Origin of the sequence: Sorangium sp. So ce128, from assembly GCF_051525245.1 — a bacterium.
Lineage (GTDB): Bacteria > Myxococcota_A > Polyangia > Polyangiales > Polyangiaceae > Sorangium > Sorangium cellulosum_B.
Map to the genome: position 1 here is coordinate 9,329,469 of NZ_CP150313.1, position 25,215 is coordinate 9,354,683.

Genomic DNA, 25,215 nt, shown 5'->3' on the forward strand with positions numbered 1-25,215 from the left:
CTCGGCCCATGTGCACCAGCGTAGGCGCGCAGCACAGCGAAGAGAATCTGCATTTTCCGCACACCATTGAACCGAAATTCAGAACAATGGCGCCCGGTCACTCGACCGGTCCGCAGGAGATCGCCTTCATCCTCGCCCGCGTCTGCTCGGCGGTCATCGAGCGCGGGCTGGCGTTCCCCCAGCGCTCGATCACGCTCGCGTAGGCCTCGCAAGCGCCGGAGATCTCGCCCATCTGCTCGAGTGCCTGACCGAGAAACCAGAACGAGCGGACGTACCTTACCGGCCAGCCCAGCATATCGCACGTCGTGACCGCCTTGCGAAGCGTGGGGATCGCATGGAGAGGCATGCCCGCGAGGTAAAAGACCGCGCCGACATCCGCCTGGACCTCTTGCCCGACTTGATTGCTCATCAGCGCGGTCAGCGGCAGCACGGGGACGGCCTCCGCCGCCTCCTCGGGGTGCTCGATCCACCGCGCGTAGGCCTGCACCACGGCGGAGCGCGCAGGGTCGGCCGCACCCTGCACGCGGGGCCGCGACAGGAGCTCGGCCACCTTCTCCTGGAACTCGGCCCTGGCGATGAGGCCGGCATGCAGCATGACCCGCAAGAGGTCCGGCGAGCCGCCTGCGCAGGCGCTATAATTGTCAAGACACGTCTTGGCGATGTCCGCTGCCTCGCGCCTGCGATCGGTCTCGAGGCAGACATCGATGAGCGCGCGGACGACATCGGCGTGCCCCCTGGACTCCGCGCTGATGTACATGCGCGCCTGCCGTAGCTGTTCCTCGGCCTGCGAGAAATTGCCCAGGATCGCGTTCAGGTTCGACTCGTCGAGCAGCGCGGTAAAGCGCTGCTCCTTGTGCGGCAGCGAGACCCGGCTCTGCCGCATCGCCTCGCGGACCGCGTCGAGAGAGCGCCCTTGCGCATAGCTCGACCACGCAAGCCTGCGAAAGATCAGCCGGCCCCTTCCGCTCGTCGTGGGCCGCGTGAGCCACAGGTCCTGCTCGACGTCCGCGCAGCGTCCGAGCGCGCTGTGCTGCTCGCTCCGGATCTCGTAACAGCTGGCCGCCGTGGGCGAGATCGCGAGGCACCGGTCGAGGGCGGCAGCGGAGTCGTTGAAGCTCCCGAGCTGCCACAACGACTGCGCCAGCGTGGCCCATCCCTGCGCGTACTCGGGGTCGATCCCGATGACCCGCCTCGCCGCAGCGACGCTGGTATGGACGTCCGATCGCAGCGCGCAGCGCGCGAGGAGGGCCAACAGCTCCGCGTCGCGATCATACGGGTGCCGCGCCGTGAGCGCGGTCAGCCGCTCCGCGCAGCGCGCCGTATCCGCGGGGTCGCGGCCGAGCGCGGGCTCCATGGCCGCAAGGAGCGCTCGATCGCGGGGGTCGAGCACGGCGCTCAGCTCCTCTGCGCGCCGATAGTGATCCCGAGCTTCGGCGGGCTCCGGCGCGTAGATCGCGAGGCGAAGGTGCGCCTCGGCCAAGGAGTTATCGACGGAGATCGCCTGCCGCAGGCCGTCCACCGCCTTGCCCTCGTTGGCATCGCGAGCGGCCTTCAGCGCGGCGCTGTACAGGGCGAGCGCCGTAGAGATGGAGCGCGGCCCGGGAACGGTGGTCGCCCCGACCGGACGAGGCCCCCCGCGCAGCGCGAGCGCCCCAGCGATGACGGCCGCGAGCGCCATGGCGAGGCCGATCTTCCAGGCCGCCGCCCGCAAGCCGAGGCGCCTTCCGGTCGCGCGGAGCTCATCGCGGCGCGCCGCGGCGCCGAGGCGCTCGGTCGCGGCCAGGGGGTCCACCACGTCCCCATCCGCCGCCTCGCCGCCCGGCGCCCTGGGCGGCTCGGAGAGGCCCAATGCGGGCGGCTCCGGCGGGCCGAAGCTCGGCGCCGCGCCCTGCGCGAACGGCGCGAGCGCGCGAGCGACCTCGCTCAGGTCGGAGAGCCGAGCCTGGCGGTCCGTCGACAGCAACCGGCCAACCACCCTGGCGAGCTCCCGAGGCACGTCGGGCGCGACCTTCTCCAGCGGGGGAATCGCGCCTGTCACGATGATCTTGAACACCTGGCCGACGTTGTCGGCCCGGGTCGGGAGCACGCCCGAGAGGCATTCGTAAAGAATGAGGCCGAGCGACCAGTTGTCGGTACGGTGATCGATCTGTCGGTCTCCGAACGTCTGCTCCGGCGACATGTAGCAGGGCGTGCCAAGCCTCGTCCCGCTCTCGGTGAGCCCCGTTGTCTGGGCGTCCTGTCCGCTCGTGGCCGTCAGCTTCGCGATGCCGAAGTCGAGGACCTTGACCCGCTCGCTCGATCCGTCGACAAGGAAGATGTTCTCCGGCTTCAGGTCGCGGTGGACGATGCCCAGCGCGTGCGCCGTCCCGACGGCGGAGATGACCGGCAGGAAGATGGAGGCTACCTCGCCGAGGGGCAGCCTCGGCTCGCGACGCAGCCTGCTTGCGAGCGACTCGCCGGACAGGAGCTCCATGACCATCACGGGCGCCCCGCTCTCGATCTCGACGTCGTGAACCTCGACGACGTTGGGGTGGCGGACGCTGCTCGCGAGCTTCGCCTCGCGCAGCAGGCGCATGCCCACCGCGCCGCGCACGGCCCCGCCCTTCACGAACTTGAGCGCGAACGGCTTGCCAGTCAGCGTGTGGCTCGCGGCCCAGATCACGCCCATGCCCCCTTCACCGAGCAGCCGATCGAGCCGGTACCGGCCGGCGACGACGGCGCCTGGACGCCACGTATGCCGTGCGCGCTCGTCGCCTTCGCCGCGCTCGTCGCCCTCACCCGGCGGAGAGTCTTTTCCCGCAGCGGGTTGGGTCGCCTCGAGGCCCTGCGTCAGGTCCGCTCTCGATGCGATACGCACGGCAGCCTACACTACCCAACCGGCCCTCCCTGTCCAGATCGGAAACGAACGCGCCCGACGTGCTGTCCGCTCAACAGGAAGGCGGTAAGGCGAGGACACGTTCACAAGGATCTTCCCACATCCCTGCAAATATCTCTGTGCAGCGAACAGCATCACAATGCGCCCGACGGCAAATCTTCCCCGCCATTCTTGTTCAATTTGCCCGATGAAAAGGGCTGCAAGTGAGGGAATTTCTCGGTCTCTCCACAGCTCATCGCGTATGCGTCCCGATCCATCCGCTCGCTCGACGGCTGCCGAGCCATGACGCCGTGGCCCCAAGGACATCGTCTCACCAGATAGCGCGGTCGACCAAAGAGACGCAGCGCTCGCTGAAGCTCAGTATCCCGGCTCGCGGTCCCCGGCTCGGTACGCCCCCGGCGGGACCCCGACCTCCCGTCGAAACGCGACGTTGAAGGCCGCCTCGTCCTGGTACCCCACGGACGACGCCACCTCGGCGAGCGCGAGCCCGCGGCGCTCTCGCAGCGTCTCCTTCGCCAGCTCCATGCGCCAGCGCGTCAGGTGACGGAGAGGGCCCTCTCCCACGTGCTCGCGGAAGGCGAGGGCGAAGCCCGAGCGGCTCATGCCGGCCTCCCGCGCGAGCGAGGCCACGGTCCACGCGCGGGCCGGGGCCTTGTAGAGCGCGTCGAGGGCGCGGGCGACGCGCTCGTCCGCGAGCGCCGCGCGGAAGGAGCCAGGAGGCGCGGGGCGCTCGAGCTCCGCGCGGATGGCCTGCAGGAGGAGCAGCTCCGCGAAGCGAGCGGCCATGACCGGCGCGCCCGGCCGCCGGCCGCTCACCTCGTCGCGGATGCCGTCCAGGAGCCGGCCGAGGCCGGGCACCGGCTCACCGGCCCCGCCGTCGAGGAGCACCACGGAGGGCAGCGCGCGGAGCAGCAGCGACCGCCCGGCGCCCGCGACGTGCATGGCAGCGCAGAGCACCACCGTCCTCGCGCCGTCGCCGCCCAGCCGGCGCCGCACCGTCTGCGCGCCCGGCCGAGGCGGTGAGAGCCAGCGATCCTCGTCGACGACGGCCGCCCCCGGCCGGTGCCTCAGGCAGTGGGGGACGCCGTGCGGCATGAGCAGCAGATCGCCCTGGCCGACGCGGATCTCTCGGCCGTCGAGCTCCAGCCACATCTCGCCTTCGAGGAGGTGGTGGAGCAGGACGACCTCTCGGGGGCCGATACGGGCCCCCCACGGCGCGCCGAGCTCGACGCGGCCGAAGAGGCTGGTCTCGATGCGCACGTGGCGGAGCAGCGCTGTCAGGACATCGGGCATTGGACGATCACAAAAGAGCGCTGGACGCTATCACATGGAGAGCCCCCCGGTCCGTCGCCATGGTTCAGCCACCGATTCACGAGGAGGCAACCATGGACGTTTTCATCACCGGCGCGAGCGGCTTCATCGGATCTGCGGTCGCCCGCGCCCTGGTCGCGCGCGGGCACCGGGTGCGCGGGCTCGCGCGCAGCGACGCGTCGGCAGCGAAGGTGCGGGCCGCGGGCGCGGAGCCGATCTGGGGGAATCTGTCGCAGGTCGACGTGCTCGCGCGCGCGGCGGCGGCCGGCGACGGGGTGGTGCACACCGCGGCGACGACAGGAGAGGATCGCCCGGCCACGGACGAGGCGGCGGTCACGGCGATGCTCTCGGCCATGAGCGGCGGCGTCTTCATCACGACGACCGGGGCGCCCCGCGCGCGCTCCTCGCGGGTGCCCGTGCCCGAGGAGGAGAGCGTCAACCCCGGCGGAGCGCTCGAGTGGCTCGTGGCGGCCGAGTCGCGCGTGCTCGGCGCGAAGGGCGTCCGCGGCCTGGTCGTGCGGCCGCCCATCGTCTATGGCGACGGCGGAGGTCCGGTGGCGGGCCTGGTGCAGGGCGCGCGCGCCGCGGGGGTGGCGCGTACTATCGACGATGGCGAGAACCGCTGGTCCACCGTCCACGTGCGGGACCTGGCGGTCGCCTACGCGATGCTGCTGGAGTCGGACGCGAGGGGCGTATTCCATGCCGCCGAAGCGTCGCCCGAGCCCATGGCGGCGCTCTTCGCGGCGATAGGCGACGCCGCCGGGGTCCCCGTGGGCTCGTGGAGCCTCGCGGAAGCCCTCGCAGCGCACGGCCCCATCGCCGGCTTCCTGGCCATGGACGCCGCCCTCGACGCGACCAGGCTGCGCGGCCTGGGCTGGTCCCCGGAGGTCGGAGAGGCGCTCGGAGGCATCCGCGGCGCCCTGCGCGACCCGGCGCAGGGCTACCGCGCGCCATGAGCCGCGCCGCAGGCTTCAGGGCAAGGCGCCGTCGCGCGCGGCGCTCGCCGCCTCCCCTGCTCGCTTGCTGTCGAGGGCGAGCAGCACGAGATAAGAAAAGGCACAGACAACGAGGCTGCCGAACACGAGCATCGGCAGCGAGTAGGCCAGCCGCTCCAGACCCGCCCCCTCGATCAGCTTGCCTGTGAGGGCCGGGAGGACCATGCCGCCGAGGCTGTCGCCGACCAGCACGAGCCCGGTCACGAACGCCGTCATGGGCACGATCTGCCCCGCGAGCGTGAAGCCGCTGGGCCAGAGCGGCGCCATGAAGAGCCCGAGCCCGAGCGCGACACCCCACAGGAGCGCGCTCGAGGGCGGCAGGAGCAGCATCATCGCGGACAGCACGAGACAGCCGCCCAGCCCCACAGGGATGACCTGGCGCGGCGTGAAGCGGATCGCCACCGGGATCGAGAGCAGCCTCCCGATCGTGAACGAGAGCCAGAACCCCGAGGTGAGGTACGCGGCCCCGGTCGCCGAGACGACGCCCAGCGTGAGGGCATAGGTGTAGATCCAGCTCCCGAACGAGATCTCCCCGCCGACGTAGGCGAACAGGTACAGCACCGCGACGAGCACCGGAAGGAGGGGCAGCGCGCGATCCGCCCCCTTCGCCGCGGCGTCCTTCCCGGCCTTTTCCTTGGGCTCGGGACAGTGTCGCATCGAGAGCATGCCCAGGGCGACGAGCGCCGAGAAGGCGGCCACGGCCCAGTACGCCGCTTGGTAACCGCCCCAGGCGCCCGGGACGCGCGCGACAAGGAGCGGCGACACGAACGCGCCCAGCCCGAAGCAGAAGTGAAGCCCGTTCATGTAAGGGCTGACCTTCTCCCCGTGCGTCCAGAGGAGCAGCGCGTTCGCGCCCGTGTTGACAAGCCCCTCCGCGAGACCCCGGCAGAACGCCACGACCACGAGCAGCCATAACCACGGGACGGCCGGGATGACAGCGAGGCACGCCGCAGCGATCAGGTGCGCTCCCCCGAGCAGGTTGTGCCCGTGCACGCGATCGAACAGCTTGCCTCCCCAGAGCGTACCGAGCGTGTAACCAACCCCCCCGCCGAGGAACAGCGAGCCCATGTCCCCGACGCTGGAGCCCGTCTGCCGCGCCAGGTCCGGCAGGGTCGGCCCGGTGATCGCCGTGATGAGGCCCAGGCAGATGAAGAGCCCGTAGTAGCCGGCCGTCTGGCGCAGCGCCCTGTCGCTCCACCGGCTCGAGACCGGACGCTCCTCCACGGCTGCAGTGCTCATCGCTTCGCTCCTTTTACCCGATGCGGGGACTCATGTGCCGGCCCCGGCGCGGCAGGGGATCCGGGGAGATCGTCGGCGCGCGAGGCGCTGGCCGCGCGCTGCCGCTCGTGCTCGATGCGCCATGACTCGAAGGCCAGCGCCTGGAGCGCCGAGAGGACGAGCACGGAGACGTCGGTGTTGACGTAGAGCCAGATGAACCCAAGCCCGAGGCCGCGCACGAGCAGGGCCACCGCCGCCCCGACGGCGACGTTGCCGCCCCAGAACAGGAGGCACACGCCCACGCAGCGGATCGCGCGCCGGAGCGCGGGCGGGAGGAGCCCGGCGCGCATCCCCCGGCGGCGCCCCGCCGCGTAGACCACGCAGGACGTGGCGGCGACGACGCCCAGGATGTAGAGCGCGTCGGGCATCGCTACCCTTCCCCGCGGAGCCGCGACAGCGCGCGCGCCGCGAGCTCCTGGAGCAGCCGGCCGATCGCCGAGAGGCGCTCCCCCGGGGTGTTCGAGGCCGGCGACCCCTCCGGGACGGGCGCGGCGAGGACCTCGAAGCCCGCGCGCTCGAAGAGCCGGCGCGCGCGAGCGATGCGGTGCGCGCCGGTGACGAGCAGGATCCTCCTTGCGCCCCTGGGCAGCAGGAGCTCCGCGCTGCGCTGGGCTTCCACCGCGGTCGTCAGCCCGCGCGGCTCCGTGAGCAGGGCCGACGCGGGGACGCCGAGGCCCTGCGCGAGGCGAGCGCGCGACTCGGCCTCGCTGGCCGGCCCGTTGCGGCTGCCGAGCATCAGCACGAGCGGCGCTCGCCCCTCACGGTACAGCGCGACGGCCTCGACGGCGCGCCGGAGCGAATCCTCCGGGAGCCGCCCGTCCGGATCGACGTCCGCGCCGAGGGCGACCACCGCGTCGGCCTGCCCTGCGTCGGGCGCCGACGCCATCCAGCGATCGAGCGGCGCGGCGGCCGGGGTGAACGCGGCGACGGCGAAGGCCATGAGCCCGCTCACGCCGGCCGCGGTGCTCACGCGGTCCCACGCTCCTTCCATGCGCATGGCGTCGGATCCCTGGAAGAGCCCCTACGTGGCGCCCAGGAGCGCGGGCCTCGAGGAGCGCGCGGACGGCCGCCGCGCCTCCAGCTCCTCCGCGACGCCGTGGATGGCGGCCTCGACACGCTCGAGCGTCTCCTCGCTCATCCGGCCGTGCAGGGGCAGGCATACCTGGCCCGCGCACAGCCGGTCCGTGTTCGGGAGGGCGGGGCCCGCGGGGAAGCAGTCCAGCGCGTGCAGGGGCGGGTAGAAGTACCGGCGCGCCTCGACGCCGCGCCGCGCGAAGGCCGCGATGACGTCGTCGATCGGGGCGTCGATCAACCCGACGCCGAGGTTCTGCCCGTTGGGGATCACGCCCGGCGGGATGCGCTGGGTGCGGTACACCTGCGGGTGCCGGGACAGGGCCGCGCGCAGCCGGTCGAGGTACGTCCGCCTGCGGGCCAGCGCCTCCGGGAGCCGGCGGAGCGACGAGAGCGCCAGGGCGGCGCGCAGCTCGTCCAGCTTGGCGTTCATCCCCGGGACCGACGCCGAGAGCGGCTGCGCGAGCCCGTGGTTGCGCAGCCGGCGCATCGCCGCGCTCACCTCGCGGTCCGGGGAGACGACCACGCCGCCCTCCGCGGCCACGAGGACCTTGGTGGCGTGCAGCGAGTAGGTCGTCGCGGTGAGGAGCGCCTCGGCCTCCCGGCTCGCCGCCTCGGTGCCCATGCCGTGCGCGTTGTCGTAGATCACGGCCGCGCCCGCGCCGCGGGCCTCGCGCGCGATGGCGGCGAGATCGGGCGGGACGCCGAACACGTTGACCGGGAGGACCAGCGTCGCGCCGTGCTCCGCGAGCAGGCGGCGCAGGTGCCCCGGATCCAGCGTCCAGGTCTCCGGGTCGATGTCGCAGAAGACCGGCTCGAAGCCAGCGTGCACCGCGGCGTTGAGCGTCGCGATGAAGGTGAAGGCCGGGAGGATCGCCTTGCCCCGCCGTACCGCCGCGGCCTCGATGGCGAGGCTGATCGCGACGGCGCCGTTCGAGACGGCCACGGCCTCCTCGACGCCGAGGAACGCCGCGATCGCCCGCTCGAAGCCCTCGGCGAGCGGGCCGCCGTTGCTGAGCCGCCCCGAGCGCAGGACGTCGGCGATCTGCGCCGCGATCGCGTCCGGATCGTCCACCTGCGGCGAGACCATGGGGATGAAGGGTCGCTGGTCGCTCATGCTTGTCTCTCCGGACGAAGGCGCTGGTGGACGACGCGGCCGATGAACTCCGGGATGCCGAGCAGGTACCGCCGCCAGAGCCGCCGCGGCTCGACCGCCAGGCGGTAGAGCCACTGGACGTGGCTCCGGCGCACCCACTCGGGCGGGTAGGCGACGGCGCCCGCCACCTGATCCAGCAGCCCCCCCATACACCAGGTGGCGCGCACCTGGAGCGCCCCGAGGTGCTGGCTCACCCAGAGCTCCTGCTTGGGCGGGCCGAGGCCGACGATGAGCAACGCGGCGCCCGACCCGTTGATCTCCCGGACCACCGCCGCCTCCTCCTCGGGGGCGAAGTACCCGTGGTGAACGCCGGCGATCCGGAGCCCCGGGCGCTCCGCGACCAGGCGGCGCGCGACCTCGTCGGCGATCCCGGGCGCGCCGCCGAGCAGGAAGACCGATGCCCCGCGCTCGGCGCAGAGATCCACGATCCGGCCCAGCTCGATCGGGCCCACGTTGATCCGCTCCGGGCACGGCCCGCCCAGCAGGCGCGCCGCCCAGACCACCCCGATGCCGTCGGCGTACACGACGTCGGCCCGGGAAACGGAGGCGCGGTACGGCGACTCGCGCGCCGCCAGCGTGGCGCAGTACGCGTTGACGTAGGTGTAGTAGTCGGGCCTGGCGCGCTCCGCCCGCAAGGCCTCGTCCAGGCGACGCAGCAGCTGCTCGAAGGAGAGCCGCGTGACGGGGACGCCGAGGACGTCGACCCGGGGCGCGATCGAGGGCGGAGCGACGGTCATGCCTCTCCCCTGGCCGGCGCCACCTTGTCCTGCGCGCTGATGAACGCGCGAGGATCGCTGACCGGGGCGCGATCGAGGACGGGCCGCGCCTCGTCGGTGCCGAACATCGCGACGTAGTCGCCGTGGAACCCGTCGCAGATGTCGCGGAGCGCGCAGCGCTGGCACGCCGCGCCCTTCTGGTAGCCGTTGTGCTCGACGCGGTTCAGCGCGTCGTGGCGGTAGGCGGCGTCGCGATCCCCGCGGCGGCGGAAGAGCCGGTAGGACAGCCCTTCCAGCTTCCTCATCATGGGGCCGAGCCGCGGGTCCGTGTCGGCGCGGAGCATCCGACCCCGGAGGTCGATCGCGTCCGCCAGGCGGAGGAGCGGCTGCCGGAGCCGGCCGAGGCGCGGCCGCGCGCCGAGCGGGACGGGCGGCGACACCGCGCCGGCCCGCATCCGCTGCGGGCCCTTGTTGGTCCAGGTCCAGCTCGCGAAATCCCACTCGTGCGGGTCGTACGAGAGCTGCTGGTAGTTGTACACCGACGGCCAGTGGCGCTCGGGGACGATGCAGTGGGGCAGGTACCTGACGTTCGCCTCCACGCCCGCTTGCGCGAGCACGTCCAGGGCCTCGTCGAGCGGGCCCCGCAGGTCGCCATAACGAGGCACGTTCTCCGCGGTGCGGGCGCCCTCCTTGCGCTGATCCGCGAACGGGTTGAAGGCGAGGAAGTTGACGGCGCGCGCCCCCAGCTCCACCGAGAGCCTCGCGATCGCCGGGAGCTGCGGCACGGCGAGCTTCGACATCACGCAGTTGACGCGGAACGGCACGTCGAGCGCGATGAGGTGGTTCAGCGCGCGCATCTGGCGCACGTGCGCGCCGCTCACGCCCACGGCCAGGTCGTGCGCCTTCCCGAGCCCCTGGACGCTGACAAGGAAGTCGGCGACGCCGGAGTCCTTGAACTGCTGCGCCTTGTCGCGCTTGTCGAGCACCAGCGCGTTCGTGATGAGCGTCGGCGCGAGGCCGATCCCGGCGCAGTACCGGATCAGCGCATGGATGTCGCGCCAGATGGTCGGCTCGCCGCCCTGGATGTCGATCGCGTCGTTCCCGTAGAACTCGACGAGGGTCCGGCAGATCTCCTGCGCCTTCTCCAGCGACATGAACGGGTGCTCGGGGTGCTCCTTGTCCTCGATCCGATCGAGGAAGTAGCAGAAGTGGCAGCGCAGGTTGCACGTCTGCCCGAGCCACAGCACGCCGCGGCGCGTGAGCTCCCGGGTCTGGCCGTGGGGCCGCGGCGCGGCGGCCGGGCGCGTGGCCGGCACCGCCAGGGCGAGGGCCCGCTCGAGCAGGATCTCCGGCGGCTCGATGTCCGCCGACACCAGCGACTCCTTTCGCCTGAGCTGCACCAACGAAACGTTGCCATCCGTGCTGGTCTTCACGTGGTCCTCTCCTCGATTGGATCTTTCACGCGCGGCGCGGCGCCCCGCCGCTCCACGTGACCGCCGACGGGAAGTTGAACCGCACCGCGATCGGGGCGATAGGGGAGCGGCATGCGCGCGCGGCGACCTCCGGTGAAGGATCTCCTCCATCCATGACGTCGTCGGCGCTCCGCGAGGACGCCCCGCCGCCGGCGAGGCGAAGCGTCTCGGGCAGCATGGCGCTGAAGACCGCGAGCGATCTCGTCTCGCGCGGCGTCCGCATGCTCCTCGCGGTCGTCGCCGCGCGGCTCCTGGGGCCCGCGGGCTTCGGCGACTACAGCTACGCCTTCGCCGTGGGCTTCCTGCTCGGCGAGCTCGCGGACCTCGGCCTGCACCTGTTCATCGCGCGGGAGGTGGCCCGCGATCCCGGCGCTCCCATCGGCCCGCTCGTGCGCCTCAAGCTCGCCGTGACGCTGGCCGCCGGCGCCGTCGGCCTCGTGGTCGGCCTCCTCGCGGGCGCGGCCTCGCCACGCCGGACGCTCGTGTGGCTGCTGACGGCCGCCTGGCTGATGGCCTCGTTCGTCGAGATGCTCAACCAGGTGTTCCGCGGGCACCAGCGGATGGAGCGCGAGGTGCTGGTGGCGGTCACCATGGCGGTCACGTCCTTCGGGCTGGGGACGGGCGCGCTGCTCTCGGGGCTCGGCGCGCTCGGCCTGGCGTGGGCCCTCGTCGCGGGCCACCTGGTCGCCCTCGCGCTGGCCCTGGCCCTCGCCGCCCAGCTCCTCGATCGCCGGCAGTGGTCCAGCGAGGGCGCGGCGCTGCCGCAGGGTTTCCTCCGTGAGGCCGGGCCGCTCGCGGTGGTGATGCTCGCCAGCCCTCTCTACTTCCAGCTCGATCTCCTGATGCTGGGCTGGATGAGCACCCCCCACGCGGTCGGCGACATGAGCGCGGTCCAGCGCCTGATCGGCGGCGCCATGATGCTGCCGGGCGTCGTGCGCGCGGCGGTCTTCCCCGCCTTCGTCGCCAGCCGCTCCGCGAGCGCCCGCAGGCGCCTCGCCACGCTCACCTTCGTCGGGCTCATGGCCGCGGGCGCGCTCATGAGCGCCGTTGTGTGGTGGATGGGCGGGCCGCTCGTCCGGCTCGTGTTCGGCCCCGACTACGCGAGCGCCGTGCTGCCGCTGCAGCTCCTGACCACGGCGCTCGTGTGGATGGTGCCGGAGCTCGCCATCGGCCCGATGCTCTTCGCCGCGGGCCAGCAGCGCCCGTACGCGGCCCTCTGGACGGTCACCGTGCTCCTCATCGCGGCCGGGGACCTGTGGGCGGTGCCCGCGCACGGCGCCGCCGGCGCGGCCGCGGTGAAGCTCGTGGTCACGCTCGGCCTGGTGGCCGGCGAGGTGATCGTCCTCTTTCGCGTCAGGGACCACCTCGGGGCCTCCTGAGCGGCCGAGGAGCGGACCTTTCACGGCGTCGTCGATCACCCGGCGCACGGCGTCAGTAGCTCCCCACGCCGAAGAGCATGCGCAGCGGCGTGATCGCCATGATCTTCAGATCGCCCCAGAAGCTGGCGTTGGTCAGGTAGTAGATGTCGAGGATGACGCTCTGGTCGAAGGTCACCTGGTTGCGCGCCACGACCTGCCACAGGCCGGTGATCCCGGGCCGGCCTTCGGTCCGGAGGCGGTGCCACGGCTTGAGCGCGTCGAACTCCGCCATCGGATAGGGCCTCGGCCCCACGAGGGCCATGTCGCCCGTGAGGACGTGGAGGAGCTGGGGGATCTCGTCGAGGCACAGCCAGCGCAGGACGCCGCCCAGCCGCGTGATGCGCGGATCCCTGGGGTCCTTGGGGATGACGACCCCATCGTCGCGCACGAAGCCGGGGATCTCGCCGCGGATGACCGAGAGCCGCGCGGCGTCGCCCCTGTCCTCGCCGTCCCGTCGCCGCGTCCGCATCGTCCGGTACTTGAAGAACAGGAACGGCTTCCCGCGCAGCCCTGCGCGCGGGGCGACGTGGAACGGCCCACCGGGGGACTCGAGGTGGATCAGCAGCGCGATCGTCAGCCACAGCGGCGCGCCCCCGAGCAGCACCGACAGGGCCACGAGCTTCTCGACGGCCCGGGTGGCCGCGGCGTCGAGGCCGCCCCGCTCGCCCGAGCCGAACCGGACCACCGGGAGCCCCTCCGCGGTCCGCTCCGACAGGCCGAGGCGCGCCGCGAGCCACTCGAGGTCCCGCGAGGCGATCGCGACCGCCTGCGCCCGCCCGCGCGCCCGCCGCAGCACCTCCCCCACCGCGTCGAGGCCCTCGACGACGACGGGGGCGCCCGGATCGAGCGGAGGAGGCGGCGCGGTTGCACCTTGAGGGAAGGACGTCGTTGCACAGGTCAAGAAAACCTCCTGGTGGTCTCCGTTCCGGCGTCGCGGCGGCTCCCCCGCCCTGCCGTCTCGCCTCAGCCCTCTCTCAGCTGCTCCCCGAACGCCCGGCGCGTCCGCCACCGCGCCCACGCCGGAAAGAGCTCTCCCACCACGCTGCGGAGGCGGAGCCGCAGCGGAGCGCCGCCCTGCGCCCGCGGCGCGCGCCAGAGCGCGGCCACGCTCTCGGCGACCCGCTCCACCGGGACGCCGCCGTCGTGCGGCCGGGACACCGAGCCCCGGCGCCGCCGCTCGTCCTCGTGCAGGCCCGTGTCCACCCACCCGGGGTGCACCTGGGAGACCCGGATCCCCCGGGGCGCGAGCTCGAGCGCGAGCGCGTCGCTCAGCCCGCGGACGGCGAACTTCGTGGCGCAGTAGACGCTCTTCATGGGCACGGCGCGGAACGAGACCTCGGAGCCGACGTTGATGATGTGGCCTCCGCCGTCCCCCATCGCCTGCGCCGCGTGCCGGCATCCGAGGATGACGCCGAGGAGGTTGGTGCGGACGATCGCCTCGACGTCCTCGAGCGCCATCTCGTCGAGGCGCCCGTAGCCCTCCCGGGCGGCGTTGTTGACGACGACGTCGATCCCGCCGAGGAACGCGCGCGCCGCGCCGAAGAAGGCGCGCTGGGAGGCGTCGTCGCCGACGTCCACCGCGCCCGTGCCGAGCCGGCGGCCGGCGCCCTCGGGCGCGGCGCTCTGCTGCAGCGCGAGGAGCGCGCGCTCGTCCCGCGCGCCGGCGAACACCCGGTGCCCCTCCGCGAGCGCGCGCGCGACGATGGCCCGCCCGATCCCGCGCGAGCCGCCGAGCACGACGATGGCGAGCGTCCGCTCAGGCACGCGCGACCCGCGCCAGCAGATCTCGCCCCAGGCTGCGCGCGAGGAGCCGCTCGCTGCTCACGAGGTGCTGCTGGTTGAGCCACGGCGCCGCGCAGGCGAAGCAGCCGTGATCGCGCAGGTGCTCCCACGCGGCCCGGACGCCGACCTCGAGCACGCTCCTGGCGGGGAAGTCCGCGAGCCGCTGGTTGCACGGGTACATGCGGCCGTCGCCGTCGATGAAGGCGTAGTACCGGCCCGCGCTGCACGGGAGGTACTCGAAATGCTCCCGCCGCTCCTCCCGGGTGACGCGATCCCCGCCGTGGTGTTGCCACCAGCGCGCCATGTTCTCCCAGACGCGCTCGCGGAAGACCATCGGCGCCCCCCGGCGCTTGTGCTCGAGCAGCGCGTCCGCCAGGGCCTGCCGCTCGCCCGCGTCGAGGGAGTTGTCGCCGTGGATGCGCAGCTGCCGATCGGACTGCGGGGCGTAGGTCATGACGACCTCGAGCCGCGCGCCGAAGCGGCCCGCCAGCTCGAGGAGCCAGGGCACCTGGTCCTTGTTCCGGCGGTTCAGCACCGCCTTCACGATGCGCGGAATGCCGCGCGCCTGGCACGCCTCGAGCGCGGCCATGGCCACGGCGAAGGTCCCCTGACCGCGGTTCAGATCGTTGATCGGCTCCGGGCCGTCGACGCTCACCACGATCGAGCTCAGGTTGACGAGCTCATGCACGCGCTCCTTGACGCGGAATCCGCTGGTGACCATTCCCACCGAGATCCCTCGGCTCACCGCCCGCTCGATGATGCGGCCAATGGATTTGTGCAGCATCGGCTCGCCGCCCGTGAGCGTCAGGACCGCCGTCCCCAGCGCCGCCGCCTCGTCCACGATCGCGAACAGCTGCTCGACCTTGAGCTGTCCGATGTCGTCGTGCCGGTGGTGGTAGTCGCCGTAGCAGTACTCGCAGCTCAGGTGGCATCGGTTGGTGACGCACACATCCACCCAGATGGGACGCGCTTCGCGGGCGAGCTTTGCGCGGACGAGCGAACCCAGGTAACGAGGTGAGCGGTGCACGCGCTGCATGATAAGGAACTCGCCTCCAGATGTCATCCGGTCTTTGTAACATCTATTTCCTATGGTAATGGGTTTTCGACCAATCACGGCGCCGCGGCCCAGATCTCTACCGAACAGCGCGTCAAGGAGGTATTTTTCCGATGAGTGCGAGCAAGCGAATCCTGGTCACGGGTGGGGCTGGTTTCCTCGGATCGCACCTCTGCGCGCGGCTTCTGGCCGACGGGCACCACGTGATCTGCGTCGACAGCATGGTGACGGGGCGTGACGAGAACCTCGGGCCGCTGCTGAAGAACCCGCGGTTCGAGCTGCACCGCTGCGACGTGAGCGAGCCGCTCCGCTTCGAGGTCGACCAGATCTACAACATGGCCTGCGCGGCGTCGCCCGTGAAGTACCGGGCCGATCCGGTGCACACGCTCAACACGAACGTGTTCGGCGCGATCAACGTCCTCCGCCTGGCGCAGGAGCTGGGGGCCCGGGTCCTGCAGGCCTCCACCTCCGAGGTCTATGGCGACGCGCTCGTCCACCCGCAGCACGAGGACTACTGGGGGAACGTCAACCCCATCGGGCCTCGGGCCTGCTACGACGAGAGCAAGCGGGTCGCGGAGACGTACTTCTGGGAGTACCGCCAGACCCGCAACGTCGATACCGTCATCGTGCGCATTTTCAATACCTATGGCCCGAACATGGACCGGAACGACGGCCGGGTCATCGCCAACTTCGTGGTGAAGGCGCTGCGCGGCGAGGCGCTGGAGCTGTACGGCGGAGGCCACCGCACGCGCTCGTTCTGCTTCGTCAGCGACCTCATCGAGGGGCTGGTTCGCGTGATGAACGCCAAGGACCTGACCGGGCCGGTCAACCTCGGGAATCCGGCCGAGACGAGGATGCAGGACCTCGCCGAGCTCATCATCCGCAAGACCGGCGGGCGCGCGAAGCTGACGATGAGCGATGCCCTCATCGACGATCCCCAGCGGCGCAGGCCCGACATCTCCCGGGCCACCGAGCTGCTCGGCTGGCGTCCGGTGGTGGATCTCGACTCGGGCCTCGATCGCACGATCGACTGGTTCCGCCCGCGCGTCTGACGTCCGGCGAGGCCGGAGCGTCCCCTCGAATTTTCCGGGGGAAAGTTCACGGGGAGACGGGGAGACGGGGAGTCAATTCCCATCAACCTCCCCGTCTCTCCGCCTCCCTGTTCAACTCCCCGCCAAGATGCCAGCCAATTGAGGGGATCGGTCAGCCGGCGATGGGGATAGTCGCCCTGCCGGGACGGGCGCTCAGCCGCCCTTCGACGGGAGGCGGCCGGAGGTGGCCATGACGCGCCCGCCGCGGCCGGCGCTGACGTCCGCCAGGATGCGGTCGCGCTGCGCCCGGATCCGCTCTCCGAGCACGCGGTGGATCGCAGCCCTGAGGGCCATCCCTCCGAGCCCGCGCGTGACCGCGAAAGGCCCCGGCGCCGATCTCAGCCGGTCCAGGAGGATCCTCGGCGCCGACTGCGCCGAGAGCAGGCGGGCGCCGTCGCGCCGGTAGAGCTCCGGGTAGCTCGAGCGGAGCTGCTCTCTCGCGGCGGCGTTGCGCGCCAGCGCGCGGACCACGTCGGCCATGCTGTCCACCTCGAAGTGGATGGGCGCCTCGGGGACCACGACCAGCGCGTCGCCGGCGACGAGCGCCGTGAGCCACGAGTCCTCGGTCACGAGGTCGACGGGCAGCCGAGGGAGCGCCCCCGCAAGCAGGAGCCCACGATCGGCCATCACCGCGCCCAGCCGATCGCGATCGATGGCATAGAGGCGACCGGAAATGTAGTCCTGACCGAGGCTGGTCGTCAGCAGGCGGAGGACGGTGCCGAGCGGCGGCGGCGGCGCCCCGCGCGGCTGCTCGAAGGCCGCGGCGACGGCGGCGCGCGGAGAGCGCTCCAGGGCCCGCAGCAGGGCCGAGATGGAGCCCTCGGCCGGGCGCACGTCCGCGTCCGTGAACACGAGGCGACGGTTGCGCGCCCGGGCCACCAGGGCGTTCCAGGCGTTGTTCTTTCCGAGCTCGCTCTCGATGACGGAGAGCCGCGGCTCCCGCCCCCGGAACGCCTCGACGACACGCTCGGTGCCGTCCGTGCACCCGTTGAGACAGACGAGGATCTCGTCCACCTCGGGGCCGAGCCGCGACAGCTCGGTGAGCGTCGCCTCGATGGTGCGGACTTCGTTGTACGCCGGCAGGCAGATGCTGGCAGCCATCGACTCCGACGCATACCACCACGCCGGCTCGGGTGTCACGCGGCGCGCGCCGCGCGGGATGGCCACCGAGGAACTGACGATGCCGGCGACGATGCCAGCGGCGCCGACGACGCGAACGATGCCGGCGCGTCCGCATCCATTGCACAAATTTTATGCTTGGGGAAGGCTCCTGATTATGTTAGCGTAAGAACAACCCCGCGTGACTACAAAGTCCGCCGGAGGTTCGCGCCGTCGCGCTGGTTTCGCGCCTGACGTCATCGTGATCCTTGGGTGTGCCGGTCCAGGCGCGGCGCTGAAGGGAGAGCTTATGCACAGGCTTTTTGCGTTCGTGCTGGGTAGCACGGTGCTTCTGGGAGCCTCGTCGTCGGCGCATGCAAGGCGGCCGGTCCTCGCCGAGGGGTCACCGATGCACGGCACCAATGGGATGAATGTGGGGCCGGATGGTCGGCTGTACGTCGCGAGCTTCCTTGGCAATGAGATCGCCATCGTGAACCGCAAGAGCGGAGCCATCGTGGATCGGCTCGACGCGTCGGACGGGATCGATGGCCCGGACGACCTCACGTTCGGCCCGGATGGCTCGCTCTACTGGACCTCGCTCATCCCTGGCAATGTCGTGCGGCACGCGCCTTCCGGCGAGATCACCCAGCAGTTCGTCGCGCCGGGCGTCAACCCCATCACGTTCTCCGATACGGGGCGGCTCTTCGTGGCGCTCGACTTCTTCGGTGACGGGCTCTACGAGGTCGATCCGGAGCTGTCGGCTCCGCCGCGCCACATCGCGAGCAACCTCGGCTTCCTGAACGGCATGGACTGGGGGCCCGACGGCAGGTTGTACGGGCCGATCTGGACGCAAGGCAGGGTGATCAGCATCGATGTGGACTCCTGCACCGGCGCCGTCGACCCGGAGGTGGAGTGCGACCTCCAGACGGTCGCGGACGGCTTCTTCATCCCCGCGGCGGCCAAGTTCGACGGGCTCGGCCGGCTCCACGTGGTCGATCAGAACGGCGAGGTGGTGCGGATCGACATCGAGACGGGCGAGAAGGAGGTCATCGCGGAGCTCACGCCGGGGCTCGACAACCTCGCCTTCGACCCGCAGGGCAATCTCTACGTGTCGAGCGCCAGCGACGGCTGCCTCGTCCGCATCAGGCCGAGCGGCCAGGTGCGCACGATCATGCCGGGCGGCATGATCATGCCCGGCGGCGTGGCCGTGACGACCGAAGGAGGGGCCGAGTCGGTCTATGTGGGCGATCTGTCGTCGCTGCGGAAGTTCGACGGGGACACGGGGGCTCCGCTGGGCGTCGAGCGGTCGTTCCTCGGAGAGTCGGAGTTTCACGCGCCTGCCACGGTGTCGGCGGACGGCTCGAACTTGATCTTGACCGCGTGGTTCAGCAGCGTGGTTCAGACCTACGACCCGGCGACGGCGACGGTCCTCGAGACGTACAGCAACTTCGTCTCGCCGCTCAACGCGGTCCGGTTCCAGGGCGATCTCGTGGTGGCCGAGCTCGGCGCGGGGCCCGGCGCGGCGCGCGTCGCCCGCCAGACGGCTGGCGGCCCCGTGACGCTCGCGCCGATGACCGTGCCCTCGGGCCTCGCGGTGTCGGGAGGCGACCTCTGGGCCGCCGACTGGGCCACGGGCCAGATCCTCCATGTGGCGGCGGGGGGCGTGACGCTCTCTCCGCCGCTCGTGGTGGCCGACGGCCTGGATCAGCCGGAGGGGATGGCGGTCGATCTGGACGGCACCCTGCTCGTCGTGGAGGTCGGGAAGCGCCGCCTGCTGCGCGTCGACCCGTCGACGGGGGACACCTGGGTCGTGAAAAAGCACCTCAAGGTGGGGCTCGAGGCGGTCACGGGGACGGTGCCGACCTATGCGTTGAGCGGCGTCGCCGTGGGCCCGTCAGGGACGATCTATGTCTCTGGCGATGAGGACAACGTGCTTTATCGATTCTGACGTGGCGCGGCCGCCTTTCATCGGGCTCTGATCGCGGCTCGCGGCGTTCCGGCGCGAGCAGCTCGTCCAGCTGGTCCTGCGCCGCGAGGACTGGTCGGGCGCGAGGCGCGCGGTCAGGAGCACCTCCGGGTCGACCTTCTTCTGCTCGGCGTAGGCCTGGGCCTCGTCGAGCCAGACCAGCACCTGGGCGAGCATGCGCGCCATCTCCGGCAACGAACTGTCGGAAAGGCTCATGCTCTTCTCCCTGCTCGTGAAGCCAGTCGTCGCTGTCCTTCGACCCGCGGCCGCCGCGCGTCAAGCCTGCGTGCGGCGTCATGGCCGGCACCTGGCACCGACGCAGAGATCGCGGCCGCTGCGCCCGACAACGTCTTATGTCCGAGCACCTCGCCTCCGCTCGTCGGGATCCCGCGGCGGAGCATGAACGTGAACGTGCTGCCCCCGCCGAGCAACGAAGATGGCATGACCAGAGACTTTGAGGGAATGGATTCAGTGTCATTCAAGCCCAACCGAGGCGCTTCGACCGCCTCGATCATCGCGGCCGTCCTGGCCTCCACGGCGTGCGAGCCGGCTGTGCGTGGAGGCGCGGTGGACGACGGCGGCGCTGGAGCGGAAAGCGCTCATGGCGCGCTCGGCGATGGCAGCGCAGGCGACTGCGACTCCGTGAGCGGCAGCGGAAGCGACGGTACGGGCGGCGGCGGCAGCGTGGTGGGCAGTGGCGGCGCGGGCGGTAGCACCGGTGAGAGCGGTGGCAGCCTAGGCGGTGGCGGCGCGGGCGGTAGCACCGGTGAGGGCGGTGGCAGCGTAGGCGGTGGCGGCGCGGGCGGTAGCATCGGTGACGGCGGCAGCGGCGGCGCGGGCGGCAGCGTGCCAGGCACGTGCGTCCCGGGCTCGGTCCTCGCATGCTACTCCGGCCCCACCGGGACCGTTGGCATCGGGGCATGTGAAACCGGAACGCAGACCTGTCGCTCCGATGGCCTCGGCTACGGCCCCTGTACAGGTGACGTGACGCCCGTCGCAGAGCGTTGCGTCACGCCGGTGGACGAGAGCTGCGACGGCGTGCCTCATTGCCCTCGGTTCCCGCCGTGGGCGCGGGGATACGGCGGTCCAGGTCAGGACAACGGCCTGTCCATCGTGAGCGACGCCTCGGGCAACTATTACGTCTCGGGCGACTTCGAAGGAACCATTGACTTCGGCGCCGGACCTCTGACCAGCGCAGGGGAGTCGGACATCTTCCTGCTCAAGCTCGATCCTTCTGGCTCGGTGATCTGGAGCAGGCGCTTCGGGACCGAGTTCGAAGACGAGAGCGCCACCATGACCATCGATGCAAGCGGAAACATCTTCCTCGCTGGCCTCTACGGCGGCTATGTATATCCTTGGGAACCGGGCCCAGATTTCGGAGGGAATCCCATCACGGCCGCTGAGGGCGCCGCGCTCTTCATGGTTCAATTCGATCCCGAAGGCAACCACATCTGGAGCAACGGGTTCCAGGCCGGCATATCCGGCGCCTTCCCCGGGAAGGTAGCGCAGGTCGCCGTCGATGGCGCCGGCAATGCATACGTGCTCTACAGTCTCACCGATCACACGTACACTCTCCACGATACCACCTATCTAGCGAAGGTGAGCACCGGAGGTGTCGCACTTTCCTGGCGAGAGACTCTGTCAGGAGACGTCGTCAATGGAGCAGCAAGCCTCGCGATCGACAGCGCCGGCAACGTGCTCGTGGCGAACGAGAGCCCAACGACCGAGCTGCACCCCGGTCCGCTCGAGCTCACCGTCTCCAAGTTCGCGCCGACAGGTGTCCTGTTGTGGCGACGATCGTTCGCGTCCAGCTCGACCGACGGATCCGCGGTGGCAGCGGCCGCCTCGGTGGTGGTCGACGCGGCGGACGAGGTCGTCGTGACGGCCTTCACGGACGGGACCATCGACTTCGGCGGCGGCGTGCTTCCCGAAGGGCCCGTGCTCGTGAAGCTGGATGCTGCAGGCCAGCATTTCCTCAGCCGCTCGGTTCGCTTCGGCGACAAGATCAGCCTGGATCACGCGGGTGGATTGTTCGCCGCCGGGCACGGCCTTGCCAAGCTCGACGCGAGCGGAACGGAGCTCTGGTCGGTCGACTTCGATCCTCTCGTGGAGGATGTCGCGATCTCACCGAATGGCACGGTTGCGATCACCGGAAGCATGCTCGGACCGGTGGACTTCGGGACCGGCCCGATCCCCTATACGGCGGATCGCGATGTCTTCGTCGCCACGTTCAACCATGTCTGCGACGACGGCGAGGGCGATTGCGAAGCTGCGGGCGGCGGCGGCGCGGGTGGCAGCTCCGGTGAGGGCGGCGGCGGCGGCATGCCAGGCTCGTGCACGCCGGGCTCGGTCCTCGTCTGCTACACTGGCCCCGCCGGGACCGTTGGCATCGGGGCATGTGAAACCGGAACGCAGACCTGTCGCTCCGATGGCCTCGGCTACGGCCCCTGTACAGGTGACGTGACTCCCGCTGCGGAGCGCTGCGCCACGCCGGTGGACGAGAGCTGCGACGGTGTGCCTCATTGCCCTCGGCTCCCGCCGTGGGCACGGGGATACGGCGGCCCTGACTACGATAGTGGCAGGTCCATCGTGAGCGACGCCTCGGGCAACTACTACGTTTCGGGTGACTTCGTAGGAACGGTCGACTTCGGCGCCGGACCTCTCACGAGCGCAGGGGGATCCGACATCTTCCTCCTCAAGCTCGATCCCGCTGGCGCGGTGATCTGGAACAGGCGCTTCGGGACCGAGTTTTACGATGGGAGCGCGACCATGACCGTCGACGGAAGCGGAAACATTTTTCTCACCGGCGTCTACGGCGGCGATCTAATGCCCTTTAAGCCAGGCCCGGATTTCGGCGGGGGCCGGATTCCGCCAGCCGAAGGCTCCGCACTCTTCGCGGCCCAACTCGATCTCGAAGGCAATCACGTCTGGAGCAACGGTTTTTTTGTCGGAGTCCCCGTATTCACTCCTTGGAGAGTGCAGCGGACGGTCGTCGATGGCGCGGGCAATGTGTACATGCTCTACCTCATCGAGGAGTACTACCATCTGGCAAAGGTGAGCGCCGGAGGTGCCGCCCTCCTATGGACAATAGGCTTGCCAGGATACTACGGCCACGAGGGAGGAGGGGGCGGCCTCGCGGTCGACAGCGCCGGCAATGTGCTCGTGTCGACCGGAACATTCTACAACGGCATGAACCTCGGCTGGGGGGATTTTACCGTGTCCAAGTTCGATCCGGCGGGCGCTCTGCTGTGGCGACGGGAGTTCGCTTCCAGGTCGCTTGACCCATTGCAGTGGGCCTACTCACTGGCGGTCAATGCGGCGGACGAGGTCCTCGTGACAGGTATCACGGATGGAACCGTCGACTTTGGCGACGGCGAGAGTTTGACAACCGTGCTGCTCAAGCTGGACGCTGCAGGGGGGGTTGTCTTCAGCCGCTCGGTTCCCTTCTACGAAAGGATATTGCTCGATCCTTCCGGCGGAATGTTCGTCGCAGGGGCCGGCGGGCTCGCGAAGCTCGACGAGAGCGGGACAGAGCTCTGGTCGGTCGACTTCGAGCCGCTTGCGGGCACTTTCTCCAAGATTACGGTGGAGGACATCGTCCTGTCTCCGAACGGCACGGTCGCGATTGTCGGCTCGACGTACACGCCAGTGGACTTCGGCACCGGCCCGATCCCTTACGCGGGGCGTGACGATATCTTCGTCGCCACGTTCAATCCCTGACGACACCGTTCCATCGCACGCTCCGGCAGCGCGCGAGGTGTCGCGCGAGGTGCGGGGGAGCATCGCTCCCCTCGCCTGGATTGCTCCCGCCCATGACATCCCCACGTCGAGCGCTTGAATGGGACGGGCAGAGCCGGCATCGAAGCTGGGCGTAACCATGGATCCATGGAGGACGCATGACCATGCCCCACGCGCTCATCGGTTTGGCGGTTCTATCTTTGACATCCCTCGCGACAACGGCGGCTCTCGCGCGAGTCTCCATGAGTCGAGAGCCCGAAGCTCACCGTGGTGCAGCGCGCCCCCGGCGCCATCGTCGATTTCGACGCGACACGCATCGTGTTCCTCGATCAGTACTACCAGCTCGGCATCGTCGACCGCGCGACCGAGCTGGTCACCTGCATCGGGGAGCTCCAGCCGCCCACCCCCCAGACCGCGACCGAGGATTGCCGCGCCCTCACGCCGTCAGGGGCCGTGATGCAGTCGTGGAACGGGTACCTCTTCGCGTGGGCAAACGGCCGCTTCAGCACGACCGCGAGGCGAGGATGGATCGACGCGGTGAGAGGATAGGGCATGTTGGGAACGTGGCGTCCGCAACCTCGTCCCCGCAGATCCTCGAAGGTGCCGACCGCACCGGTCCCACCGGTGACGTCGGCGCATCTCCGCCGTCGCCTGCAGGCGGTGGCACCGTGCTCGCTCGTGTCCAGGCGCTTCGCCCCGCTGCGCGGGCGCCTGCGGGGACGATCTATGTCTCTGGTGATCAGGACAACGTGCTCTATCGATTCTGACGGAGCCACACCGCCCCGGCACCGCGCCCGGCGGGACGATCCGGGGCGAGTCGGTGGTGTCGCGCGGCGCCACGCCCTGGTTACACCGTGCCCGCGGGCGGATAGCCGCATGCGGCCCGTGGAGTGCGAACCTCGGTTCGCGTAAGCTCGCGGGCTGCATGCCCACCCCGACGCTGACACGAAGAGATCTCAACCGGGCCACGCTCGCGCGGCAGATGCTGCTCGCGCGGGAGCAGACCTCGGCCGTCCACGGGATCGAGCGGCTGATTGCGCTCCAGGCCCAGCTGGCGCGGCCGCCGTTCATCGGGCTCTGGTCGCGGCTCGCGGCGTTCCGGCGCGAGCAGCTCGTCCAGCTCGTCGTGCGCCGCGAGGTCGTCCGGGCGCCGTTCCTGCGCGGCACGCTGCACCTCGTGAGCGCAAGGGACTACCTGGATCTGCACCCGGTCATCGCGCCGGTGCTCCACGCCGGGATGCGATCGGTCCTCCGCGAGCGCGCGGACGCCCTCGACGTCGCTCGGCTGGTCGCCGAGGCGCGCGCGTACTTCGACGCGGAGCCGCGGACCATGGACGAGCTGCGCGATCACCTGGCCGAGCTCCACGCCGGCGGCGACGTGCGGGCCATGGCCCTCGCGGTTCGCATGCACCTGCCGGTCGTCCAGGTGCCCGGCGAGACCCCGTGGGCATATCCCGGAACGGCGGACTTCGCCCCGGCGGCGTCCTGGCTCGGCAAGCCGCTCCGCGACGGCGGCGCGCCGCAGGCGCTCGTGCTCCGTTATCTCGCGTCGTTCGGCCCGGCGACAGCGACCGATGTGCAAACGTGGTCCGGCCTGACCCGCGTCAAGGAGGTGCTCCACGCCTTGCGAGAGCAGCTCTGCGTGTTCCGCGACGAGCGGGGCCGGGAGCTCTTCGACCTGCCCGACGCGCCGCGGCCGCCCGCGGACACCGCCGCGCCGGCCCGGTTTCTACCCGATTACGACAACCTCCTGCTCGCGCACGACGACCGCACGCGGGTCATCGCGGACGAGCATCGCCCGCGGATCGTCATGTCCGCCAACCTGCGCATCCTGCCGACGTTCCTCGTGGACGGCTTCGTGGCCGGCACATGGACGATCGAGCGGAAGAAGGCCACGGCCGCGCTCGTGCTCGAGCCGTTCGAGGCGCTTGGCAAGGCGGCGCGCGAGCAGCTCGCCGAGGAAGGGGAGGCGCTCCTCCGATTCATGGAGGAGGACGCCGGCACGTTCGAGGTGCGCTTCGGGAAGGCGGGAGCCGCGAAGGCGCCGGCTGCGCGGGCGAAGGCGAAGAGCGGCGCAGCCGCGAAGGCGCCGGCTGCGCGGGCGAAGGCGAAGAGCGGCGCAGCCGCGAAGGCGCCGGCTGCGCGGGCGAAGGCCAAGGGATGAAGCGCCCGGCGTCGCATCGACGTGGCTTCC

At 70.9% G+C, this 25,215-nt stretch carries 20 protein-coding genes; 7 read left to right on the top strand and 13 right to left on the bottom strand.

The window, feature by feature from the left end:
* Positions 1–97: 97 nt before the first annotated feature.
* Positions 98–2,857: a protein kinase domain-containing protein gene (locus WME82_RS35505; RefSeq protein ID WP_438038930.1), complete on the bottom strand. Its 2,760-nt coding sequence runs from the start codon at positions 2,855–2,857 to the stop codon at positions 98–100.
* A 375-nt stretch (positions 2,858–3,232) separates the two neighbouring features.
* Positions 3,233–4,168 carry an AraC family transcriptional regulator gene (locus tag WME82_RS35510; protein WP_438038931.1) on the bottom strand — a complete coding sequence of 312 codons (936 nt, stop codon included), beginning with the start codon at positions 4,166–4,168 and terminating at the stop codon, positions 3,233–3,235.
* Positions 4,169–4,260: 92 nt separating this feature from the next.
* Here WME82_RS35510 and WME82_RS35515 point away from each other — a divergent pair, with 92 nt between their 5' ends.
* Positions 4,261–5,142: an NAD-dependent epimerase/dehydratase family protein gene (locus WME82_RS35515; RefSeq protein WP_438038932.1), complete on the top strand. Its 882-nt coding sequence runs from the start codon at positions 4,261–4,263 to the stop codon at positions 5,140–5,142.
* A 15-nt stretch (positions 5,143–5,157) separates the two neighbouring features.
* Here the strand turns inward: WME82_RS35515 and WME82_RS35520 are convergent, their stop codons facing one another.
* From WME82_RS35520 to WME82_RS35545, 6 genes are read right to left on the bottom strand one after another with little or no spacing between them, the layout of a single operon-like run.
* Positions 5,158–6,420, bottom strand: a complete 1,263-nt coding sequence (locus WME82_RS35520) for an MFS transporter (protein WP_438038933.1) — start codon at positions 6,418–6,420, stop codon at positions 5,158–5,160.
* On the bottom strand, positions 6,417–6,827 hold the full coding sequence (locus WME82_RS35525; RefSeq protein ID WP_438038934.1) for a hypothetical protein: 411 nt from the start codon (positions 6,825–6,827) through the stop codon (positions 6,417–6,419). Before WME82_RS35525 ends, WME82_RS35520 begins: the two co-directional genes overlap by 4 nt.
* A gap of 2 nt (positions 6,828–6,829) precedes the next feature.
* Positions 6,830–7,456 carry a YdcF family protein gene (locus WME82_RS35530; protein ID WP_438038935.1) on the bottom strand — a complete coding sequence of 209 codons (627 nt, stop codon included), beginning with the start codon at positions 7,454–7,456 and terminating at the stop codon, positions 6,830–6,832.
* 24 nt (positions 7,457–7,480) lie between these two features.
* Positions 7,481–8,647: a DegT/DnrJ/EryC1/StrS family aminotransferase gene (locus tag WME82_RS35535; protein ID WP_438038936.1), complete on the bottom strand. Its 1,167-nt coding sequence runs from the start codon at positions 8,645–8,647 to the stop codon at positions 7,481–7,483.
* On the bottom strand, positions 8,644–9,423 hold the full coding sequence (locus WME82_RS35540) for a WecB/TagA/CpsF family glycosyltransferase (RefSeq protein ID WP_437912561.1): 780 nt from the start codon (positions 9,421–9,423) through the stop codon (positions 8,644–8,646). The genes WME82_RS35535 and WME82_RS35540 overlap by 4 nt, the downstream gene beginning before the upstream one ends.
* The gene (locus tag WME82_RS35545; protein WP_438038937.1) at positions 9,420–10,835 is read right to left on the bottom strand and encodes a radical SAM protein; all 1,416 of its coding nucleotides are present in this window, start codon (positions 10,833–10,835) and stop codon (positions 9,420–9,422) included. Before WME82_RS35545 ends, WME82_RS35540 begins: the two co-directional genes overlap by 4 nt.
* Before the next feature lie 152 nt (positions 10,836–10,987).
* Between WME82_RS35545 and WME82_RS35550 the strand changes: the two genes are divergently transcribed.
* On the top strand, positions 10,988–12,253 hold the full coding sequence (locus WME82_RS35550) for an oligosaccharide flippase family protein (protein WP_437740959.1): 1,266 nt from the start codon (positions 10,988–10,990) through the stop codon (positions 12,251–12,253).
* A 52-nt stretch (positions 12,254–12,305) separates the two neighbouring features.
* Here WME82_RS35550 and WME82_RS35555 read toward each other — a convergent pair whose 3' ends face one another.
* From WME82_RS35555 to WME82_RS35565, 3 genes are all read right to left on the bottom strand, one after another.
* On the bottom strand, positions 12,306–13,193 hold the full coding sequence (locus tag WME82_RS35555; RefSeq protein ID WP_438038938.1) for a sugar transferase: 888 nt from the start codon (positions 13,191–13,193) through the stop codon (positions 12,306–12,308).
* 62 nt (positions 13,194–13,255) lie between these two features.
* Positions 13,256–14,056 carry an SDR family NAD(P)-dependent oxidoreductase gene (locus tag WME82_RS35560; RefSeq protein ID WP_438038939.1) on the bottom strand — a complete coding sequence of 267 codons (801 nt, stop codon included), beginning with the start codon at positions 14,054–14,056 and terminating at the stop codon, positions 13,256–13,258.
* Complete coding sequence (locus WME82_RS35565) at positions 14,049–15,137, bottom strand: radical SAM protein (protein ID WP_438038940.1); 1,089 nt, start codon at positions 15,135–15,137, stop codon at positions 14,049–14,051. The genes WME82_RS35560 and WME82_RS35565 overlap by 8 nt, the downstream gene beginning before the upstream one ends.
* Before the next feature lie 104 nt (positions 15,138–15,241).
* Between WME82_RS35565 and WME82_RS35570 the strand changes: the two genes are divergently transcribed.
* The gene (locus tag WME82_RS35570) at positions 15,242–16,180 is read left to right on the top strand and encodes a UDP-glucuronic acid decarboxylase family protein (protein ID WP_012239298.1); all 939 of its coding nucleotides are present in this window, start codon (positions 15,242–15,244) and stop codon (positions 16,178–16,180) included.
* A gap of 192 nt (positions 16,181–16,372) precedes the next feature.
* On the opposite strand, the gene WME82_RS35575 is transcribed toward WME82_RS35570, so the two are convergent.
* Complete coding sequence (locus WME82_RS35575; RefSeq protein ID WP_438038941.1) at positions 16,373–17,320, bottom strand: glycosyltransferase family 2 protein; 948 nt, start codon at positions 17,318–17,320, stop codon at positions 16,373–16,375.
* 406 nt (positions 17,321–17,726) lie between these two features.
* Between WME82_RS35575 and WME82_RS35580 the strand changes: the two genes are divergently transcribed.
* Positions 17,727–19,265: a hypothetical protein gene (locus WME82_RS35580; RefSeq protein WP_438038942.1), complete on the top strand. Its 1,539-nt coding sequence runs from the start codon at positions 17,727–17,729 to the stop codon at positions 19,263–19,265.
* Here the strand turns inward: WME82_RS35580 and WME82_RS35585 are convergent.
* Positions 19,212–19,499: a DUF1993 family protein gene (locus tag WME82_RS35585; protein ID WP_438038943.1), complete on the bottom strand. Its 288-nt coding sequence runs from the start codon at positions 19,497–19,499 to the stop codon at positions 19,212–19,214. The genes WME82_RS35580 and WME82_RS35585 overlap by 54 nt on opposite strands.
* A gap of 183 nt (positions 19,500–19,682) precedes the next feature.
* Here WME82_RS35585 and WME82_RS35590 point away from each other — a divergent pair, with 183 nt between their 5' ends.
* From WME82_RS35590 to WME82_RS35600, 3 genes are all read left to right on the top strand, one after another.
* Positions 19,683–23,003, top strand: coding sequence for a hypothetical protein (locus WME82_RS35590; protein WP_438038944.1), 3,321 nt, complete (start codon positions 19,683–19,685; stop codon positions 23,001–23,003).
* 288 nt (positions 23,004–23,291) lie between these two features.
* Positions 23,292–23,570 carry a hypothetical protein gene (locus WME82_RS35595; RefSeq protein WP_438038945.1) on the top strand — a complete coding sequence of 93 codons (279 nt, stop codon included), beginning with the start codon at positions 23,292–23,294 and terminating at the stop codon, positions 23,568–23,570.
* A gap of 376 nt (positions 23,571–23,946) precedes the next feature.
* Positions 23,947–25,185, top strand: coding sequence for a winged helix DNA-binding domain-containing protein (locus tag WME82_RS35600; RefSeq protein ID WP_438038946.1), 1,239 nt, complete (start codon positions 23,947–23,949; stop codon positions 25,183–25,185).
* The last annotated feature ends 30 nt before the right edge of the window (positions 25,186–25,215 follow it).

What these genes read in the sequence shown, in the direction of transcription:
- WME82_RS35525 (WP_438038934.1), bottom strand. Translation starts at nt 6,827, where the DNA reads ATGCCCGACGCGCTCTACATCCTGGGCGTCGTCGCCGCCACGTCCTGC.
- WME82_RS35575 (WP_438038941.1), bottom strand. Translation starts at nt 17,320, where the DNA reads ATGGCTGCCAGCATCTGCCTGCCGGCGTACAACGAAGTCCGCACCATC.
- WME82_RS35600 (WP_438038946.1), top strand. Translation starts at nt 23,947, where the DNA reads ATGCCCACCCCGACGCTGACACGAAGAGATCTCAACCGGGCCACGCTC.
- WME82_RS35530 (WP_438038935.1), bottom strand. Translation starts at nt 7,456, where the DNA reads ATGCGCATGGAAGGAGCGTGGGACCGCGTGAGCACCGCGGCCGGCGTG.
- WME82_RS35515 (WP_438038932.1), top strand. Translation starts at nt 4,261, where the DNA reads ATGGACGTTTTCATCACCGGCGCGAGCGGCTTCATCGGATCTGCGGTC.
- WME82_RS35565 (WP_438038940.1), bottom strand. Translation starts at nt 15,137, where the DNA reads ATGACATCTGGAGGCGAGTTCCTTATCATGCAGCGCGTGCACCGCTCA.
- WME82_RS35585 (WP_438038943.1), bottom strand. Translation starts at nt 19,499, where the DNA reads ATGAGCCTTTCCGACAGTTCGTTGCCGGAGATGGCGCGCATGCTCGCC.
- WME82_RS35535 (WP_438038936.1), bottom strand. Translation starts at nt 8,647, where the DNA reads ATGAGCGACCAGCGACCCTTCATCCCCATGGTCTCGCCGCAGGTGGAC.
- WME82_RS35550 (WP_437740959.1), top strand. Translation starts at nt 10,988, where the DNA reads ATGACGTCGTCGGCGCTCCGCGAGGACGCCCCGCCGCCGGCGAGGCGA.
- WME82_RS35590 (WP_438038944.1), top strand. Translation starts at nt 19,683, where the DNA reads ATGAACGTGAACGTGCTGCCCCCGCCGAGCAACGAAGATGGCATGACC.
- WME82_RS35520 (WP_438038933.1), bottom strand. Translation starts at nt 6,420, where the DNA reads ATGAGCACTGCAGCCGTGGAGGAGCGTCCGGTCTCGAGCCGGTGGAGC.
- WME82_RS35570 (WP_012239298.1), top strand. Translation starts at nt 15,242, where the DNA reads ATGAGTGCGAGCAAGCGAATCCTGGTCACGGGTGGGGCTGGTTTCCTC.
- WME82_RS35580 (WP_438038942.1), top strand. Translation starts at nt 17,727, where the DNA reads ATGCACGGCACCAATGGGATGAATGTGGGGCCGGATGGTCGGCTGTAC.
- WME82_RS35540 (WP_437912561.1), bottom strand. Translation starts at nt 9,423, where the DNA reads ATGACCGTCGCTCCGCCCTCGATCGCGCCCCGGGTCGACGTCCTCGGC.
- WME82_RS35510 (WP_438038931.1), bottom strand. Translation starts at nt 4,168, where the DNA reads ATGCCCGATGTCCTGACAGCGCTGCTCCGCCACGTGCGCATCGAGACC.